Here is a 17,180-nt window from a genome sequence, read left to right on the forward strand (position 1 = left end):
GCAGGTATAGCAATATGTAGTCATTGTCGCCCCCATGTTCCGCGTACTGTCCCCACTCATAGGGGCTTGTGCCTTGCTATTCAGCAGGGCAGGCCCTCCTGACAAGGACGGACCTATGACCGATGCGTCAAACTATTACTATTCGGAAAATGCGATCAAAGAGCGTTTTCTGGCCCAAGTGAATGAGCAGTTTTTAGCCGGAACCTTAAGCCCGGATCAACGCAGTTGGTTAAATAAAGTGCTGCTTCAAACTGAAGATAGCCGCACCGGTCAGCCTGATCCGATGCATGTGTGCGAAGTTCTTTTTTATCGTGGCGCATCCAACACTCGCAAAGGGTATTTCAGAGGGGCCTTCACGCTGTCCAAAGGGCTTAAAGACTCGGATACCTACGTGCTGTTCTCGTTGGTCAACGGGCTGGAAACCTTTTCCAGTTGGCAGTCTCTGACTGAGACCTATCGTCAACACCTGAGCAACAGTAAAGCCCAAGTCGTGCATTTTCTTCCAATGGATGCACGTCCGCATTTATTGAATGCAGGTGATTTTAATGTCGTAAAACAACCGATATCGGGCTCTGTATTCGGGACCACCAGTTCTTTATTTGAGTCTGAGCGAACAATCGACCTGCAAAATGTCTTGGGTCTATTGTCGGGTGTGCCTTCTGCTCGAACAGTGGTAATCGAAAAACTTAATGCTCAGGCCAATGGGGCCCTGGAGCCCAATGCCGCAGAAACCCAGAGCCGGGTGCACAACCCTGTAGCAGACCTGGTTTTTGAATTTTTTTTGAAGGGCAGTTTCTCCGGTCTACATGATTATGAGTTTTCTCGTTCTGCCAATAGCAGGGGCATAAAGGGGAAAAGTCGTGAAGTACTGGAGCTTGAGTTTCTACGTTCTATTGGGCAGGTGTCTAACAGTCTGGACAGTCAACTTGAAGCGGCGATTACCCAGTACTGGGATTCTCCCATCTATCCTGAGCTGAGTTTGCATGAGTGCACCAAACATGCCCTGCGAGATCGCTTTATGGATGCGCTGATGCAAGCCCGGCATGTCGGTTCAATGACCGAAAACGACTTCAACGCGGTGTATGAATGCGCGATGGGCATAGAGTCATCCAGCGTGAACTCGGCGACTCTGCACTTGGCGGGCGTAAAGGGTGATCCAATCCCTTTGGCGGGTTGGTATTGCTTTTTCATCGACAGTCACGAGCGCAGCTTACTGGTGATGGGGGATCAAGGCCTGAAGTTCTACAGAGACTGGTTCGATTTCACACGTGAGAACCTGCCTCGTTTTAAAGCCTTGCGATCTGACACGTCCTTGAAAGAGCTGCCTTTGTCTGAGGCCTCGTTAACCCGCTATATAAGTTTCAAGGACCGTGCCCGATTGGCTAAAGGCCTGCAACTGAATATTGAGTTTGGTTTACGGGCCATTGACTTGTTTGCCGTCTTGGCAAGCAGTGTACGCACACGAATGAGTGATGACATTAACGGGCTTACTTCCTTTCTGAAAAATACCGCCACTCAGATAAGTTCTTACACGTCCCAAGATTACGCCAGCTTTACACACTCTGTGCTGGACCAGGCGTCGGATATTCGTCTGCTGATAAATCCTGAACTGCTGGAGGGGGCTATTAATAATCGCTGGAGCTCACGTTTTTCCATCGGTGAAACTGCATTTGAAACCCCGACAGAAGCCATTGAACAATTAAAAGTGCCATTGTCCTTAGTCAGGGCGCGTCTTGAATCGTTACGTGATGATATAGGCTTTTTCCTTAAAGGTTTTCCAACAATTCGGACATGCGTCAAGGAACTCATGCAGGAGGATTGGGCGCTTATGGGCCGAGCGGGGCTGGTAGATGCTGAAGCCTTGAGGGTGATTGTATTTAGCGGTTCACAAGGCCTCAATCGGACGCCGCTCACCTCTCGCCCCATGATTGACGTTTTTTTGGAAAACCTGACCGGTCATACATCATTGCCCGATGATAAAACACGGGTCACCTTTGAGCGTGTCGGCCAGGTCGATGGAAAAACCATCTCTCTGGATGCGGCAGAGTGTGCAGCCCTCCACCAACTGATGGCGGAAATTACCCGCGATTTCAGCCAAAAACTGGATCTCTATCTGAACTCGTTTTTCTATAGTCGATCGCCTGAGGTCGATATTTTTACGAAGGCAGATCGATTAGCTATTTTCAAATCCACGTTGATATGGGCAGGCGGCTATTACTTTTTCAGTTATAACGACTCGTTAGGCGTGCGCGAAGCCAGTTACATTGCGGGTGTTCAGACGCAACGAAAACGCGCTGAGCGAACTACCTTCTTTTACTTTGTTCCGGATGTCTACAGTGTGGTGCTGTACTCAGCGTCGGCTGGCATTAATGTTAATGTGGAAAACTGTTTTCTCATTACTGAGCGCGGAGGCCTGGAATCCGAATGTGCAGGGCATGTTATTTTTTGGTCGCCAGGTCATAAGTTTGAAGTGTTCGATACACTTGACGCCTGTCAGTCGGCATTAAATACGCGCCTGTTTGATAAAACAGATTGCATGACCCTATTGAATAACATCGAGAAAAACGCGCTGGGAAGCGTGTTCGGTCATCTGTCAGAGCTGTCAGGTGAGCAGGGCGCCTTGTTCAGTTTTTTCCTGATTGAAGATGACTATATGGATACCTTGTCACGCAGCTTTATTGATCAGCAAATCAGAGAGGTCGGTGTGGCTCTTATGGAGGGTGTCACAGCAAGATTGTCCAGTGAGGGCCTTGAAAATACCATTCAAAGCTACGTGGAGCGATTCCGCGAGAGTTTGGATGTGTCGACAATTATCCAGCAAGTTGATACCACACTATTTAAAAAGGCATTACCAATAACATTAGGTATGGCCACGGTTGACGAGCAAATTGAATATATACGTTTACTTGAACGTTACCGTGATGTGGTCAGAGACAATCATGATTATCTGTACGATATACCCGAGATCAATGCCTACGCCCTGGAGGCTCTCAAGGTTCAACTGGCTCTCGATTTTCCAGATCTCTCACTGACGCCAGATGAAATCACTATTACTCTGACACAAGTCATCAGCCCTGGTTGGTCAGCGGAAATAGCGGCCATGGGCTCTGCGGTTTCTCATGAGACGCAAACATTGACAGCATTTGCCCTGACCGGTTTCAGTCAATTGAAGGGCCACCTGAAAGCAAGCTCAACCGGTACGACACCCCTCCCGAGTGGCATTGATGAACACTATGTAAAGTCGCTTGTGCGCAAGTTGAACATTGGTGGCAAATACAGAACATTGCTGAAACAAAAACTTCACAATTCCGGCCGGGAGCGTGTTGGGCGCTGCGCACTATTTTACAAACAGCTGCCTCCTCACGCTCTGGAAGCAGCGTTCAGGGCAAAGCTGGAGCATACGTTAAGTGACAAAGCGTATAACTTTATAAAGCATGTTCTTGATATGCCAGATGCTGTTGCCCGCGAACCTCTCAACGGGACCCTCATCAGCATACGGCAGTTGAAATTGCTCGCCTCACCCGATTCAGAACCTGATCTTGTCAAGGGTATGTATTTAATTGCCCCCGTCTCATCAAGTGATGGCCCATTTATTTTGTGGACCTTGTATGCACAAGACTTTACGTTCAAGGAATATACGAACGAAGCCAGTTTTCTGATTGACCTGCGCTCGCGCGAAACTTTGCAGCAACGTGTTCTGAAACGACTGGACCCGCAGAACCGGAAAAAATATGACAACGGTGGCTTCAATGAACCGCACATTATTTACATTGGCCTGGATTTCTTTTCGTTTGATGTGTCCAGTACACCCGCTCCAGCGAGTATTTCAAACACACCCATTCAGAACAATCTGCTGTTGCAACTGTACGACGATAATTACGACCTGTTGATCGATTTGGCAGAACAGCAAGCGCTCTCCACAGAGGAGGCTGACTGGAAAACGTTCAAGGGCTTAATGTCTTTAGGCATTGATTCAGCAATGGGGCTTGTCGCACCTTTTTTACCGGCTGTGTTGAATATTCCCTTCTTTGTGGCACAAACACTTGGCCTGTTAAAGGCCGGGGGGAGGGCCGTGAGCAAACACCAGTGGGGCGAGGCGATCGAGACGTTTGTGACGGCATTTATGTTGTTGATTCCTGGCCCGAAAAGACAGCCAGACAATCGCTTGTTGCCCTTGCCTGAGTCACCTGTTCTCGAACAGGTTGACATTGACTCGCCGCTAACCCTGCCGCTACCCGAGCCAAGCCCGAAGGTCGATGACATCGTCATCCAAAAAAACATGTTTAATGCAAAACAGTTAGTGGCATTGGACGCCTACAGTGAGAACACTGTTTCACTGGATGCCATGGAGCATGAGGTTTCAACTCATCTGTATCACAGCAAGCCAAGAGGCCTGTATTACATCGTGTTGGCCGGCAAGGTATTTCGTGTCACTGAGTCTGAAAATCGCTGGAGAATCTATTTAGGTGAAAACCGTGAAGGCCCTGCGGTCAAGTTGAATGCGTGGCAAAAATGGGAACTGGATCCCCGGGAACGTTTATTGGGCGGTGGTCCTGCTTATTCCAGGCATTCGAGTGGTCGTGATGTTCACGATTACACGATTCAGGCCCGAGGTATCAAGAGCATCCGACGGTTATCACCTGACAAAGCCTTGATGATTCAAATGGCTCATCAATTGGCCATGGAGTACCTGAGCGGAGCAAAGCAAACACTTACTGCGATGAAAGCACTGGATCCGCAAGCGCTTCAGTATCGTTTGTGGTTGGCTGATTACTTGAATATGCCGACGTTGACAGAGCGTCAGATTCTTACCGTGGATCTGGCTATCGACTTGATCTATACCCGCATGAGCAAGCCTTCCATGAACCCTGTCAATTCCGAGCGTTTCCTGCAGGTCAAGGCTAAAAGGCCGGACGATGGCGTTGTCGCGTTTATTGACCCGAATGACACACATAAATACGTGTACCTGACAGATTTTTTCTTCAATACCCCGTTCGACAACTTGAACGCGAGTGATCATGAATGGCTGGAAGCCACCTTGCCACCCTTTGACTTTAACAATCACTACCGGGCAGTCACATTGATCCATGAGTTGTCTCATCAAAAGTTCTTCACGGAAGATATTCAATACATGAACGTGGCCTATCCGTTTGTTGAGCTCTTGAAAAACAACCCCGCCTTTGGTGCTGTTTCCAAACAAAGAATAAGTGATCTTCAGCGCAATACCCTTTCCCTGACCACACCACGCGACAAATTGTTCTCCCGGGACGGCTCTGAGCCCCCGCTCGAAGCAAGCGCTGTAGAGCGTATTCTGTTCGTTACGGGCACCACGCGGTTGGACGATGCACGTGATGTGTTCTTGGCCGACCCGGTAAAACGAGCCAGCGTTATCCTTTCCAATGCCGACTCAATAACGCTCATCATCAGCCGTTTGGGCGGAAAATTAGATACCTATTTACCGGTGCAGGCTCCGACGCCTTGATTGCAATGCAAGTGGCATGGGGGGCAGAGTTCCTGCCCCCGTTTTTTTTTAAAAAAAACTGCAAGAAAAGACCCCCTCGCGTCACATACCCATAGAGCAGAGTTTTGCTTGTATTGCGGGCAGGCATTTACCCTGCCCGTGGTAGTGGCAGAGATGCCGCTGATCAATACAAAAAGTTATATAAAAATACATTTTAAGTATTATTAGCGAATAACGCCTTTTGATAGCATTTCCCCGCCGGTACACCGGACACACAGCGCATCTCACCCTGATTGGAGTCTCCATGTCCGGCGCCGACACTTCTCACAGTGAATACGTGGGCGGATTATTCCGCAGCCATTACCAATGGCTGTGCACACGCTTGCGCCGCCATCTCGATTCCAGCGCCCACGCTGAAGACATTGCCGCCGATACGTTTGTGCAGTTGCTGACTTCGCCCGGCGTAGTACCCATTCGCCAACCACGGGCGCTGCTGACCACCATTGCCCAGCGTTTGATGTACCAGCTGTGGCGCCGTCGCGATCTGGAGCGGGCTTATCTCGATGCCTTGCAACTGGATGACGTGTACGAAGCGCCTTCGCCCGAAGACCTGGCGCAGATGATTGAGGCGCTGCAATGCATTGACCAGTTGCTCGATGGCTTGCCGGCCAAGGTCAAGGCCACCTTTTTGCTGTCTCAGGTCAATGGCCTGACTTACCCTGAAATTGCCGCTGAATTGGGCATTTCCCAACGCTCGGTCAGTGACTACATGACCAAGGCAGTCAATCGCTGCCTGCGGGCTTGCCTGGAATGACATGAACATCGAAAACCAACACGACGACGTGATCGACAACGCGACTCGCTGGATTGTATTGCTGCGTTCAGGCCATGCCAGCGAGGCTGATTGGCAGGCTTACCGGCAGTGGCGCGCGCAAGACCCGCGGCATGAACAACTCTGTGCGCAACTGGAAACCCGTCTGGGGGTTTTTAAGGTACCGATTGCCCAAGGGGTCAGCGGCAAGGTGCTGCAACAGGCCCTGACTACCCCTGGCACCAGCCGCCGCAAACTATTACAAGGCGCGCTGGCCTGTACCGGTGTGGCGTTGGGTGCCAGCCTGTTGGTCAGCCAGCGCACCGCGCTGGGTGAGTTGACCGCAGACGTTTCAACCGGAACCGCTGAACGGCGTACGGTGAGCTTGCCCGATGGCAGCGAACTGTTTTTGAACGCCAAAAGCGCGGTTGATCTGGATTTCAGCGGCCCGCACCGGATCGTCCGATTGCTCGACGGGGAACTGCGGGTCAAGGTCGCCGTCAATCCGGCCACGCCTTTTCAACTGGTGACGCCGCAGGCGTTGGTCCACGTGTTGGGCAGTGATCTGACCGTACGTGAACGCGAAGGGCAGGGGCTGGTGGTGGCGCTCAAAGGCGCGCTGCAGATCGCTCGCCAGGGGCTGGAAACCCTGCAACTGCAAAGCGGGCATGAAGTCTCTTATGACCGCTACGGGTTTAGCCATGTACGCGTGATGAGCCTAGGTGCCGCCGCGTGGGTCGATGGTTTGCTCGAAGTGCGGGATGTACCGCTGGCGCAGATTATCGAGGCCTTGCGGCCTTATCGCGGCGGTGTGCTGCGTATCGACCCTGCGGTTGCCGAGTTGCGCGTCAGCGGCATGTTTCGGCTGGATAAAACCGAACAGGTGCTCGACACATTGGCGCGAACCTTGCCGATCCAGGTGCTGCGTCGCAGTGATTATTGGGTCACCGTCACCTCCGCTTAAGCGCAGTTCTAAGGACATAACCAAACGATCTGCAAGTTTTCTCGGCGCCAAACCACACCTCTCCCGTAAGCGCTGCGGGGAGCAGCGTTGTTCAGAGATTTAGGGAGAGTCACCTTGAGCGCGTCCAACACCTTTTCACATCGCCAGCTACGGGCTTTTGCCATAGGGCCTCTGGCGAGCCTGTTCCTGACCTGCGCCTATGCGGCCGAAGAAGCCCGCCAGGTCTACCACATTGCCTCCGGCCCGCTGGATGAAGTACTGCTGAACATCAGCCGTCAGAGCGGACAAGTCATTTCGTTTACCCCGCAACTGAGCCGTTATTCATCGGCGGCGATCAATGGCTCGTTGTCGGCGGAGCAGGCCGTTGGCGAGGCCCTGCGCGGCACCGGTTTGCAGCTGCAAGTCAGCCCGGACGGGGCGTTTATCATCAAAGAGGGCGCGGCCAGCGCTAACAAGGCCGGGACCCAAGCCCAGGACGCTGCGCCCACCACAGCCCTGGACCGGGTGGTCGCCATAGGCACCCGGCGCGCCAACGCCACGGCGTTGAGCAGCAGCGCCCCCGTGGATGTGATCAACAGCAAAGAGCTGGTGCAGACCGGCGCCGTGACCCTCAACCAGGCGCTGTTTCAGTTGCTGCCCTCGTTCAACTTTCCGCAAAACCAGAGCGCAACCCGTGGCCAAGACCCTAAAGGCGCTTCTTTGCGCGGCCTGTCCCCGGACGAAACACTGGTGTTGATCAACGGCAAGCGTCGGCATGCTTCGGCAGTGGTGAACTTGTCGGGCGGTGTGCCATTTATTGGTGCGCAGTCAGTCGACCTGGACATGATCCCGATCAGCGCCATCGACCACGTCGAAGTGCTGCGTGACGGCGCTTCTGCACAATACGGTTCGGATGCGATTGCCGGGGTGATTAACATCGTGCTCAAAGAGCGCGACAGCGGCGGGCAAATCAACACGCAATTGGGCAAATTTTCTCAGGGTGACGGCTTCAGCAAAACTGCTGATGGCTGGTACGGCCTGGGACTCCCTGGGGACGGCTTTCTAACCGTCAGCTTTAACGCGCTGAACAACAAACCGGACGATATCGGCGACAAGTATTTCGCTGATGGCCAAGTGCAAGACCCGCGCTGGGGTGGTGCAGGGCGTGACAAATACAACCTGGCGGCGAATGCCGAAATCGGCCTCAACGATCAATGGCGCCTCTACAGCTTCGCCACGTTCGGTCAGGACAAATCGGTCAACAACACGCCAAAGCTGCTGGCCAACAACCCGAACAACGTCACCGAGATCTACCCCAACGGGACTATCCCGAAATACCGCTACCGCTATGAAGATGGCGCACTGACGGTCGGCACCCGGTATGAAGACGACACCCTGGGCCGCTTCGACCTGAGCGCTACTTATGGCCGCGACGAACATGACGAACTGGCCTACAACACCCTCAACCCCAGTTTTGGCATCGCCAGCCCGACCAAATTCCAGATTGCGACGCTGATCAACGAACAAACCAACGTGGGTCTGGACTACGTCAAAGACTTGCCGGTGAACTGGCTGACCAACCCGCTGAACATCTCGGCCGGGATCGCCTACCGCAACGAGCGTTATCGCCTGGAGTCGGGTGATTCCGACTCCTATTCGTTTGGCGGAATCGACGGTGTGCAAGTGGGGGGCGTACAGGCCTCAGGTTTGACCCCGGACGATGCCGGAACCTACTCGCGGGATGTTGCCGGGGTGTATTTCGGTCTGGAAAACCAGTTAACAGAGAAGCTGCAACTGGGCCTGGCGGCGCGGACCGAGCATTATTCGGACTTCGGTTCGGCCACCACGGGCAAACTGTCGGCGCGGTATGACTTCACGCCCAAGGTCGGGTTACGTGCCACCGTCAACAACGCTTATCGCGCGCCAACCCTGGGCCAGATCGGCACCTCCTGGACCACCACCACCAACGTCGATGCCAATGGCAACCCGGTACTGACACGCATTTTGCCGTCCGACAACCCGGCGGCCCGCGCCTTGGGCGCTGAACAACTCAAGCCTGAGAAGTCGACCAACTACTCGCTGGGTCTGGTGCTGCGTCCTGTTGACCAAGCCTCTGTGACCATCGATGCGTACCAGATCTCCATCCGTGATCGGCTGCTGTTCAGCGGCGGTATTTCCGGGCCTGACGCCGAGCGCATTCTCACAGAGGCAGGCTACGGCCAGTACACCTGGGCGCAGTTTATGACCAACGCGGTCGACACCCGTACCCGCGGCGTCGACATCGTCGGCAAGTACAACTTTGACCTGCAACAGTACGGTTCGCTGGCACTGAGCGCGGGTTACACCCGTGCTAAAACCACCATTGAGAAGGTCCACGAGAACGCCAACGGTTTTGAAACCGTGACCCGTGAAAGCCGTGGTTACCTGGAGTATGGCTACCCTAAAGACAAGTTCGTGTTGGGTGCGATTCACCGCTACGGCCCATGGACCGTGGCCTTGAACGAAACCCGTTATGGCGAATACCGCAAGTTCGCCGCACAGGCCAGCGACTCGCAATACGATCAAACCTTCGGCGCTCAATGGACCACAGACCTGGACGTCAACTACGCCTTCACCAAGCAACTGCGCGTGTCGGTGGGCGCCAACAACCTGTTCAACAGCAAACCGGATGACTTTGACAGCCACCTGCGTCAAACCCCAAGCCAGAAGTACAGCTACCTGTCACCGGCGGCACCCGAAGGGACGTTTTACTACACCCGCTTGAGCTACGAGTTCTGATACGCGGTGGCGGGGCAACCCGCCACCACTTCAACCTTCGGTTTTCCCCGTCCTTCCTCCCTCTGCGTAACGTTCCGCTCATCGGCGGGGTTATGCGTCTTTAAATTCAAAAATAAACATATCTTTCAAATAGATAGCGGTTTTTAGCGCTCCTTTTCGCTGTCTTCACGATTATTTAATGGTTTTAAAATCAATTAATGCAATTGACAGTTGTATTTATTTGATCGAGCATTGCAATTAAATGATTTATAGATATCGCACAGCGATACTGAGATTAAATTGTACGATCCACTGGTCAATGCTCACCCAGGTGTCGGAGTGCCTCATTCGTCTTCTTACTGGGTGGATACGGCGGGTACAGCGCCGCCAGATGACGGCCCGCTCAAGGGAGACATTGAGGTCGACGTTGCGATTATTGGCGCCGGTTACACAGGCCTGAGTTGTGCGTTGCACCTGGCCCGCGAGCACGGCATTCGCGCCGTGGTCCTGGAAGCCAATCAAGTGGCCTGGGGGTGCAGTGGGCGTAATGGCAGCTTTGCCCGTATTTCCGGCGGGCGAGTGCCGCTGGCGCAGTTGATCAGTCGCTACGGCGAGCACACCGCGAAACAGTATTTTGCCGAGATGACTGCCGGGCTTAACACCGTGCGTGGGCTGATCCATGAAGGCCAGATTGATTGCGACGCGCAGCCGGACGGCGTGTACAAGGTCGCCAGCAACGCCAGGCATGTTGAATCGCTCAAGCGCGAAGTGGGGCTGTATCACGATGTACTGGGTTATGGCGCCCAACTGGTCAGCGCCGACCAGGTGCAAGCGGTGCATCGCGGCGCTGAGTCATTTGGCGCGCTGTACATGCCCGATGGCTTTTCCATGCACCCGTTGAAGCTGGCCTGGGGCGTTCATCGCCTGGCCCGTGAGGCGGGGGCCACCGTGCATGTGGGTTCGCCGGTGGTCGACTGGACCAGCGCCAATGGCAGTCACCGGCTGGTGACGCCGGGCGGCGTGGTGACAGCGCGCAAGGTGGTGGTCGCCACCAATGGCTACACCTCCACGGCGCTTAATCGTGCAACGGCGGGGCGTGTGTTACCGGTTCACTCGCAAATTATCGTGACGCGCCCGCTCAGCGCTGAAGAAAAGCGCCAGACGCTGCCCGGCAGCGAGTGCATGTTCGATACCCGCCATCTGCTGTCTTACTATCGCCGTTTGCCTGACGACCGCATTTTGTTTGGCGGGCGCAGCGCCATTACCGGGCGCGAAGCCGAAAGCCCGAAGCACCGGCAAAACCTGCAGGACGCTTTGTCTCGCAAGTTCCCGATGCTCGAAAGTATCCAGGTCGATTACAACTGGGGTGGCTGGGTGGCCGTCAGTGAAAGCTCGCTGCCATTTGTCTGCAAAGTGCCTGATTTGGACAACGTGTTCGCCGGCGGCGGCTATGCCGGCAGCGGTGTTTCATTTTCATTGCAGGTGGGCAAGCGTCTTGCACAGATGGTCACCGGCGATCCGCATCCGACCGAGGTGGACTTTCTTCATCAATGCCCCAAGCGTTTCCCGTTCCAACCGTTTTTGCGCATGGGCCAGCGTATGGCCTATGCCTGGTATCGATTCAAAGACGCTTCATAACGACCAAGGTTCCAGCGAAAAAGAAGCAACCCGTGCAGGTGTGACATTGCCTGCGCTCATTATAAAAAGAGTGATTCGGGCCAACACGGCCGGCGTTTTATTCAACTGTCTAATTACAACAAACTCAGGAGTTGAAAATGCGATTAATCAACACACCCATGGCCAGTCTTGCGCTGGCCATTACCTTCGGTGCAAGCGTGCACGCACAGGCGGCCGATACCGTCACCTTTGCGGGTTGGGGAGGGGCGCTACAGGATGCCGAGCGTACGGCGTATCTGAAGCCCGCGGAAAAAGCACTGGGCATCACCATCAAAGAAGACAACATGGACGGCCTTGCGGCGGTGCGCGCCCAAGTGATGTCGGGCAAGCCCAAGTGGGATGTTGTCGAGCTGGCGTCCAATGATTGCGTGCTGGCCCAAGAGCAGGGGCTGACCGAGCCACTGGACTATTCGGTGATCAGCACCGATGGCGTGGCCTCGAACTTCTACGGCAAAAACTGGATCGCCAGTAACGCCTATTCCACCGTATTGGCCTGGGCAAAAGATGCGACCGGCCCGACCCCGAAGAACTGGCAAGAGTTCTTTGACCCGTCAATCAAGGCCTCGCGCTCCCTCTACCGCCAGCCTTACACCACGCTGGAACTGGCGTTGATCGCCGATGGTGTTTCACCCAAACAACTCTACCCGCTGGATATAGACCGGGCGTTCAAAGTGCTGGAGCGCATCAAGCCACAAGTGGTCAATTGGTGGCGCAGCGGCACCGACTCTGCACAACTGTTGCGCAGCCGCGAAGTGGACGCGCTGTCCATCTGGGCGTCACGGGTTGATGAGTTGAAAAAGTCCGGTGAGAACGTGGACTACACCTATGACCATGCGTTGCTGGATTACGACTGCGTCGTGGTGCCAAAAGGTGCACCGAACAAAGCCCTGGCGATGAAACTGATCGCCGAAATAATGAAGCCCGAAAGCCAGGCAACCCTGGTGACCGTGATCCCGAACCCGCCGATCAACGTCAAGGCCTACGACACCGGCATTATTCCTGCAGACATGGCGGCCACGTTGCCGACGGCTCCGGCCAATATCGACAAGGTGGTGTTCTTCGATCCGGTCTGGTGGCAAGCCCACCAAGCTGAGGTTCAACGTCGCTACGACCTGTTCATCCAGAATTGAGAAGGCCGTGACCATGATCAGTTTCAAGAAAAGCCTGTTGTGCGGGGCGGTCATCGCTTCTTTGGGCTGGGGCGCCAGCTTTGCCGTCCTCGCTGACACCCTGACCTTTGCTGGTTGGGGCGGAGCCTTGCAGGACGCCGAGCGCAAAGCCTACCTCGAACCCGCCGCCAAGGCCTTGGGCGTGACTATCCGCGAAGACAACATGGATGGCCTCGCGGCGGTGCGTGCCCAGGTGATGTCAGGCAAGCCCAAATGGGACGTGGTGGAACTGGGCAGCACCGAGTGCGCCCAGGCGCAACTGGAGGGGCTGGCCGAGCCGCTGGATTACAGCGTGATTGATGCCACCCATGTCGATAAATCTGTAGTCAGCAGCCACTGGATTGCCAGCCATGCCTACGCCACCGTGGTGGCTTGGGCCGAAGACACCGGCGCGCCGGTAGCAAAAAACTGGCAACAGTTCTTCGACCCGCAGTTCAAGGGTGCCCGCGCCTTGTACCGCCAGCCGTGGCTGACCATGGAAGCGGCGCTGTTGGGCGACGGGGTTGCGCCTAAAGACTTGTACCCGCTGGACGTGGAACGGGCGATCAAGGTGCTCAACCGGATCAAGCCGCAGGTGGTCAACTGGTGGAGCGCGGGCGCAGATTCGGCGCAGTTGTTGCGCAGCCGTGAAGTCGATTTTCTGGCGATCTGGAATGGCCGGGTCAACGAGGTCAAGGCCAGCGGTGAGAAGGTCAACTACAGCTTCGATGGCGCGCTGTTGAGCCATGACTGCCTGATCATCCCCAAAGGCGCGGCGAACAAGGCGCAGGCCATGAAACTCATCGCCCACATCATGCAACCGGAGAGCCAGGCCACGCTGGCCACGTTGATTCCGTACTCTCCGGTCAACAGCAAGGCGTATGACTTGCCGATCATTACTGACGAACTGGCCGCGCGGTTGCCGACCTCGCCTCAGAACATCGACAAAGTGGTCACCGTGTCACCCGAATGGTGGGTCAAGAACCAGGCAGAGGTTCGCCAGCGGTTCGCCCTGTTCCTCGCCAACTAAGCAGTGGGGTGGGACGCCGCTGGCGTCCCGTCTACGAAACAAGGGCGCCTGACGTCCGTATGTGCCGAGTGTGAATATGTCCGAAGAACACAAACTTTCGATGTCGATCGATATCGAAAAGCTGACCAAGACCTATGACAGTTTTGCCGCGCTGGATGATGTTTCGCTATCGATCAAAAGCGGTGAGTTCCTGTCGTTGCTGGGCTCCTCCGGCTCTGGCAAGACCACGCTGCTGATGGCCTTGGCCGGGTTCGTTCGCCCGGATGCAGGCAGTATCCGTTTTGGCGGGCGCGAGATGATCTTCGAGCCACCGCACAAGCGCGATGTGGGCATGATGTTCCAGAGCTACGCGTTGTTCCCGCACATGAACGTGTTTCAAAACGTCGCCTACCCGCTGAAGTTGCGCGGTTACAAACGTGCCGAAATCCGTCAGCGGGTCGAGCAGGCGTTGGCCACTGTGGAGCTGGATCACCTGATCGAGCGCGGCATTACCGAAATGTCGGGCGGCCAGCGCCAACGCATCGCGCTGGCCCGGGCGATTGTTTTCGAGCCAAAAATCCTGCTGATGGACGAGCCGCTGTCAGCCCTGGACAAACGCCTGCGCGAAACCATGCAACTGGAGCTGCGCCGTCTGCACGAGCGCCTGGGCATGACCGTGGTGTACGTCACCCATGACCAGCGTGAAGCGCTGACCATGTCTGACCGGATCGCGGTCATGAGCAAAGGACGGATCCGCCAGATCGACACTCCGGTCAATCTCTATGAGCGCCCGGCCAACCGCTTCATTGCGGAGTTTGTCGGGGAGTCGTCGTGTTTACCGATCACCTTGCAGGGCGGTCAGGCGCTGTTTCAGGGCCGGGCCTTGCGCGGTGCCAACGTTATCGGTGGTTTAAAGAACCCGAGCCTGGTGGTGCGCCCGGAAAAACTGCAGTTCGTCCCGGCCGAGGCCAGCGATTACAACTTGTTGCGCGGGCATGTGGCCGACGTGATTTTCCAGGGTGAAAGCCAGTTGGTGCAGATTGATCTGGGGGAGGGCATGTCGGTGGCGATTCGTCGGCCCACCAACAGTTCCGAAGGCAACCGCCTGCCAGCCCGCGGCGATGCCGTGGTGCTGGGCCTGCACGTACAGGACACGCTGCTGGTTGGAGATGATCAATGAGCAGCGACCTTTTCGATGCGCTCAACGCGCGTGACCTGCGCAAGGCGCAAAGGCGTGAGCGCTGGTACTTGTTCGGCTCCGGGCTGCCGGCCTTGCTTCTGGTGCTGCTGACGTTTGTGCTGCCGATTGGCTGGCTGTTCTGGCTGTCACTGTTCAATGCCGACGGGCAATTATCCATAGAGAACTACACCCGGCTGCTGGAACCGATCTATGTGCTGACGTTTGTGCAGACCTTTAAGACCGGGATCATTGTGACCATCGCCTGCGTGCTGATCGGTTACCCCTACGCATACTTCATGATCAAGGGGCCGCGCTGGCTGGCCAATGTGGCCATGGCGCTGTTGCTGGTGTCGCTGTGGACGTCGTTGCTGGTGCGCACCTATGCCTGGCTGATCATTTTGCAGCGGCGCGGCATCGCCAATGACTTATTGATGAGCCTGGGCATTACCGATGCGCCGCTGCCGCTGGTGTACAACCTGACCGGCACGGTGATTGGCATGGTCCACATCATGTTGCCGTTCATGATTCTGCCGCTGTATGCCGCCATGAAGAGCATTGACCCGATCTACAGCCAGGCCGCCGCCGCGTTTGGCGCGTCACCGTCGCGGGCCTTCCGTGATGTGTTTCTGCCGCTGTCGGGGCCGGGGCTGGCCGCCGGTGCCACTTTGGTGTTTGTGATCACCCTGGGGTTCTACGTCACACCGGCGCTGTTGGGTGGCGGCAAGGTGCAGATGATCTCGATGCGGATCGAAAGTGACGTCTCCATGTACGCCAACTGGGGTGCGGCGTCGTCCCTGGGTGTGGTGCTGCTGTTGGCCACGTTGCTGATCTTGTTCATTGTCAAAAAGAGCGCGGGCCTCGGCCGGCGCAGCGAGTGAAATCATGGTCCGACTAAAACAAAACCTGATGGCAGCGGTGCGCGGCTCCTGGCTCTATGTACTGGTGTTGGCGACCATGATTTTCTTGGTGCTGCCCACCTTGATCGTGATCCCGATGTCGTTCTCGGATGCGCGCTACCTGAGCTTTACGCCCAAGTCGTTCAGCATTGAGCCGTTCTTCAAGTATTTCGCTTCGCTGGAATGGCGCAGCGCAACCCAGGTCTCACTGATTACGGCATCACTGGTGATGGTGCTGGCGACCACCTTGGGCACCGCGGCGGCTTATTCACTGCACGTGACCCAGTCGAAAGTCTCGGGGATGCTGCGCGGCTTGTTGATGGCGCCGATGATTGTGCCGACCATTTTCATCGCCATTGGCCTGTTCTTTGTCTATGCCAAGTTTGACCTGAACAACACCATTCCCGGCCTGGTACTGGGGCATACGTTGCTGGCGCTGCCTTACGTGGTGATCAACGTCAGCGCCGGGTTGCGCAGCTATGACATGACCCAGGAACAGGCTGCCTGCATTCACGGCGCCAGTCGTTTACGGGCGTTCTTTGACGTGACGTTGCCGCAGATCCGTTTTTCCGTGATTGCGGCTGCGATGTTCGCCTTCGCCATTTCCCTGGACGAAGCGGTGATCTCGCTGTTTATCAGTGGCGGCGACACGTCGACCCTGACCAAGCGGATGTTCAGTTCGCTGCGTTCAGAGATCGATCCCTTGATCGCGGTGGTGGCGACCTTGATGACATTCCTGTCGATCATCATGCTGTGCATCAGCATCATGGCCAAGCGCAAGGCCGGGAGGGCCGTTGAATGAGTGAGGTCAACCTGCGCCTGCGGCATGCCAGCAGCGAGTGTGTCGAATTCTTCTGGAATGGCCGTTCCCTGCAAGGGCGCAAGGGCGAGAGCCTGGCAGTTGCGCTGCTGGCCAACGGTGTTCAGACACTTGCCTGGACGCGTAAATCCCATCGGCCGCTAGGTTACTCGGGCAGCTACGTGGCCGGGGTGCTGGCCAGGGTCGACGGGGTGCCCAATGTGCGACTGGATCTGCTGGCGGTCACGGCCGGGGTACAGGTTGAAATGCAAAATTGCTGGCCGGGCCCGGCGTTCGACGTGCTGCGCCTGTCACGGCTGATTCCGGACCGTTGGCTTCAGGGCGGCTTTGAGCACACCAATCTGGTGCCCAGCGGTTCGCCGCTGTTTCAGCGCTGGGAAGCCTTCTTGGCGTTCCTCGCCGGCGTCGCCAAACCGGCCGAGCGAACGGCTGAAGTGGCGGTGCCGCAAGGCCAGTATGTGAGCAGTGACGTCTTGGT

11 protein-coding genes are annotated in these 17,180 nt (G+C 55.8%); all 11 read left to right on the forward strand.

Features of this window, described 5'->3' with window-relative positions; translation table 11 throughout:
- Window positions 1–115 precede the first annotated feature (115 nt).
- The gene (locus GHO41_RS15565; RefSeq protein WP_153434064.1) at window positions 116–5,482 is read left to right on the forward strand and encodes a dermonecrotic toxin domain-containing protein; all 5,367 of its coding nucleotides are present in this window, start codon (window positions 116–118) and stop codon (window positions 5,480–5,482) included.
- A 283-nt stretch (window positions 5,483–5,765) separates the two neighbouring features.
- Complete coding sequence (locus GHO41_RS15570) at window positions 5,766–6,275, forward strand: sigma-70 family RNA polymerase sigma factor (protein WP_123749284.1); 510 nt, start codon at window positions 5,766–5,768, stop codon at window positions 6,273–6,275.
- Between the two features lies 1 nt (window position 6,276).
- The gene (locus GHO41_RS15575; RefSeq protein WP_153389680.1) at window positions 6,277–7,236 is read left to right on the forward strand and encodes a FecR domain-containing protein; all 960 of its coding nucleotides are present in this window, start codon (window positions 6,277–6,279) and stop codon (window positions 7,234–7,236) included.
- Between the two features lie 114 nt (window positions 7,237–7,350).
- Window positions 7,351–9,993: a TonB-dependent receptor gene (locus GHO41_RS15580; RefSeq protein ID WP_153389679.1), complete on the forward strand. Its 2,643-nt coding sequence runs from the start codon at window positions 7,351–7,353 to the stop codon at window positions 9,991–9,993.
- A 318-nt stretch (window positions 9,994–10,311) separates the two neighbouring features.
- Window positions 10,312–11,610, forward strand: coding sequence for an NAD(P)/FAD-dependent oxidoreductase (locus GHO41_RS15585; RefSeq protein WP_371928945.1), 1,299 nt, complete (start codon window positions 10,312–10,314; stop codon window positions 11,608–11,610).
- 137 nt (window positions 11,611–11,747) lie between these two features.
- Window positions 11,748–12,779, forward strand: coding sequence for an ABC transporter substrate-binding protein (locus tag GHO41_RS15590; RefSeq protein ID WP_123749281.1), 1,032 nt, complete (start codon window positions 11,748–11,750; stop codon window positions 12,777–12,779).
- 13 nt (window positions 12,780–12,792) lie between these two features.
- Window positions 12,793–13,827, forward strand: coding sequence for a polyamine ABC transporter substrate-binding protein (locus GHO41_RS15595; protein ID WP_256678784.1), 1,035 nt, complete (start codon window positions 12,793–12,795; stop codon window positions 13,825–13,827).
- Between the two features lie 76 nt (window positions 13,828–13,903).
- Entirely contained in the window at window positions 13,904–14,986 is a 1,083-nt protein-coding gene (locus tag GHO41_RS15600) for an ABC transporter ATP-binding protein (RefSeq protein ID WP_178126521.1), read from the forward strand.
- The gene (locus GHO41_RS15605; protein ID WP_048371981.1) at window positions 14,983–15,864 is read left to right on the forward strand and encodes an ABC transporter permease; all 882 of its coding nucleotides are present in this window, start codon (window positions 14,983–14,985) and stop codon (window positions 15,862–15,864) included. The genes GHO41_RS15600 and GHO41_RS15605 overlap by 4 nt, the downstream gene beginning before the upstream one ends.
- Before the next feature lie 4 nt (window positions 15,865–15,868).
- Window positions 15,869–16,684 (forward strand): ABC transporter permease, encoded by an 816-nt coding sequence (locus GHO41_RS15610; RefSeq protein WP_153434066.1) that lies wholly within the window; start codon window positions 15,869–15,871, stop codon window positions 16,682–16,684.
- Window positions 16,681–17,180, forward strand: a 500-nt coding sequence (locus tag GHO41_RS15615) for a (2Fe-2S)-binding protein (RefSeq protein ID WP_178126522.1), incomplete at its 3' end; no start/stop codon positions are given. The genes GHO41_RS15610 and GHO41_RS15615, both read left to right, overlap by 4 nt.

Source organism: Pseudomonas sp. FSL R10-0399, from assembly GCF_009600165.1.
GTDB lineage: Bacteria > Pseudomonadota > Gammaproteobacteria > Pseudomonadales > Pseudomonadaceae > Aquipseudomonas > Aquipseudomonas helleri.

Bases quoted from the DNA above. Each gene is read 5' to 3' on its own strand.
- GHO41_RS15565 (WP_153434064.1), top strand. From the start codon at position 116: ATGACCGATGCGTCAAACTATTACTATTCGGAAAATGCGATCAAAGAG.
- GHO41_RS15595 (WP_256678784.1), top strand. From the start codon at position 12,793: ATGATCAGTTTCAAGAAAAGCCTGTTGTGCGGGGCGGTCATCGCTTCT.
- GHO41_RS15600 (WP_178126521.1), top strand. From the start codon at position 13,904: ATGTCCGAAGAACACAAACTTTCGATGTCGATCGATATCGAAAAGCTG.
- GHO41_RS15605 (WP_048371981.1), top strand. From the start codon at position 14,983: ATGAGCAGCGACCTTTTCGATGCGCTCAACGCGCGTGACCTGCGCAAG.
- GHO41_RS15610 (WP_153434066.1), top strand. From the start codon at position 15,869: ATGGTCCGACTAAAACAAAACCTGATGGCAGCGGTGCGCGGCTCCTGG.
- GHO41_RS15575 (WP_153389680.1), top strand. From the start codon at position 6,277: ATGAACATCGAAAACCAACACGACGACGTGATCGACAACGCGACTCGC.
- GHO41_RS15590 (WP_123749281.1), top strand. From the start codon at position 11,748: ATGCGATTAATCAACACACCCATGGCCAGTCTTGCGCTGGCCATTACC.
- GHO41_RS15570 (WP_123749284.1), top strand. From the start codon at position 5,766: ATGTCCGGCGCCGACACTTCTCACAGTGAATACGTGGGCGGATTATTC.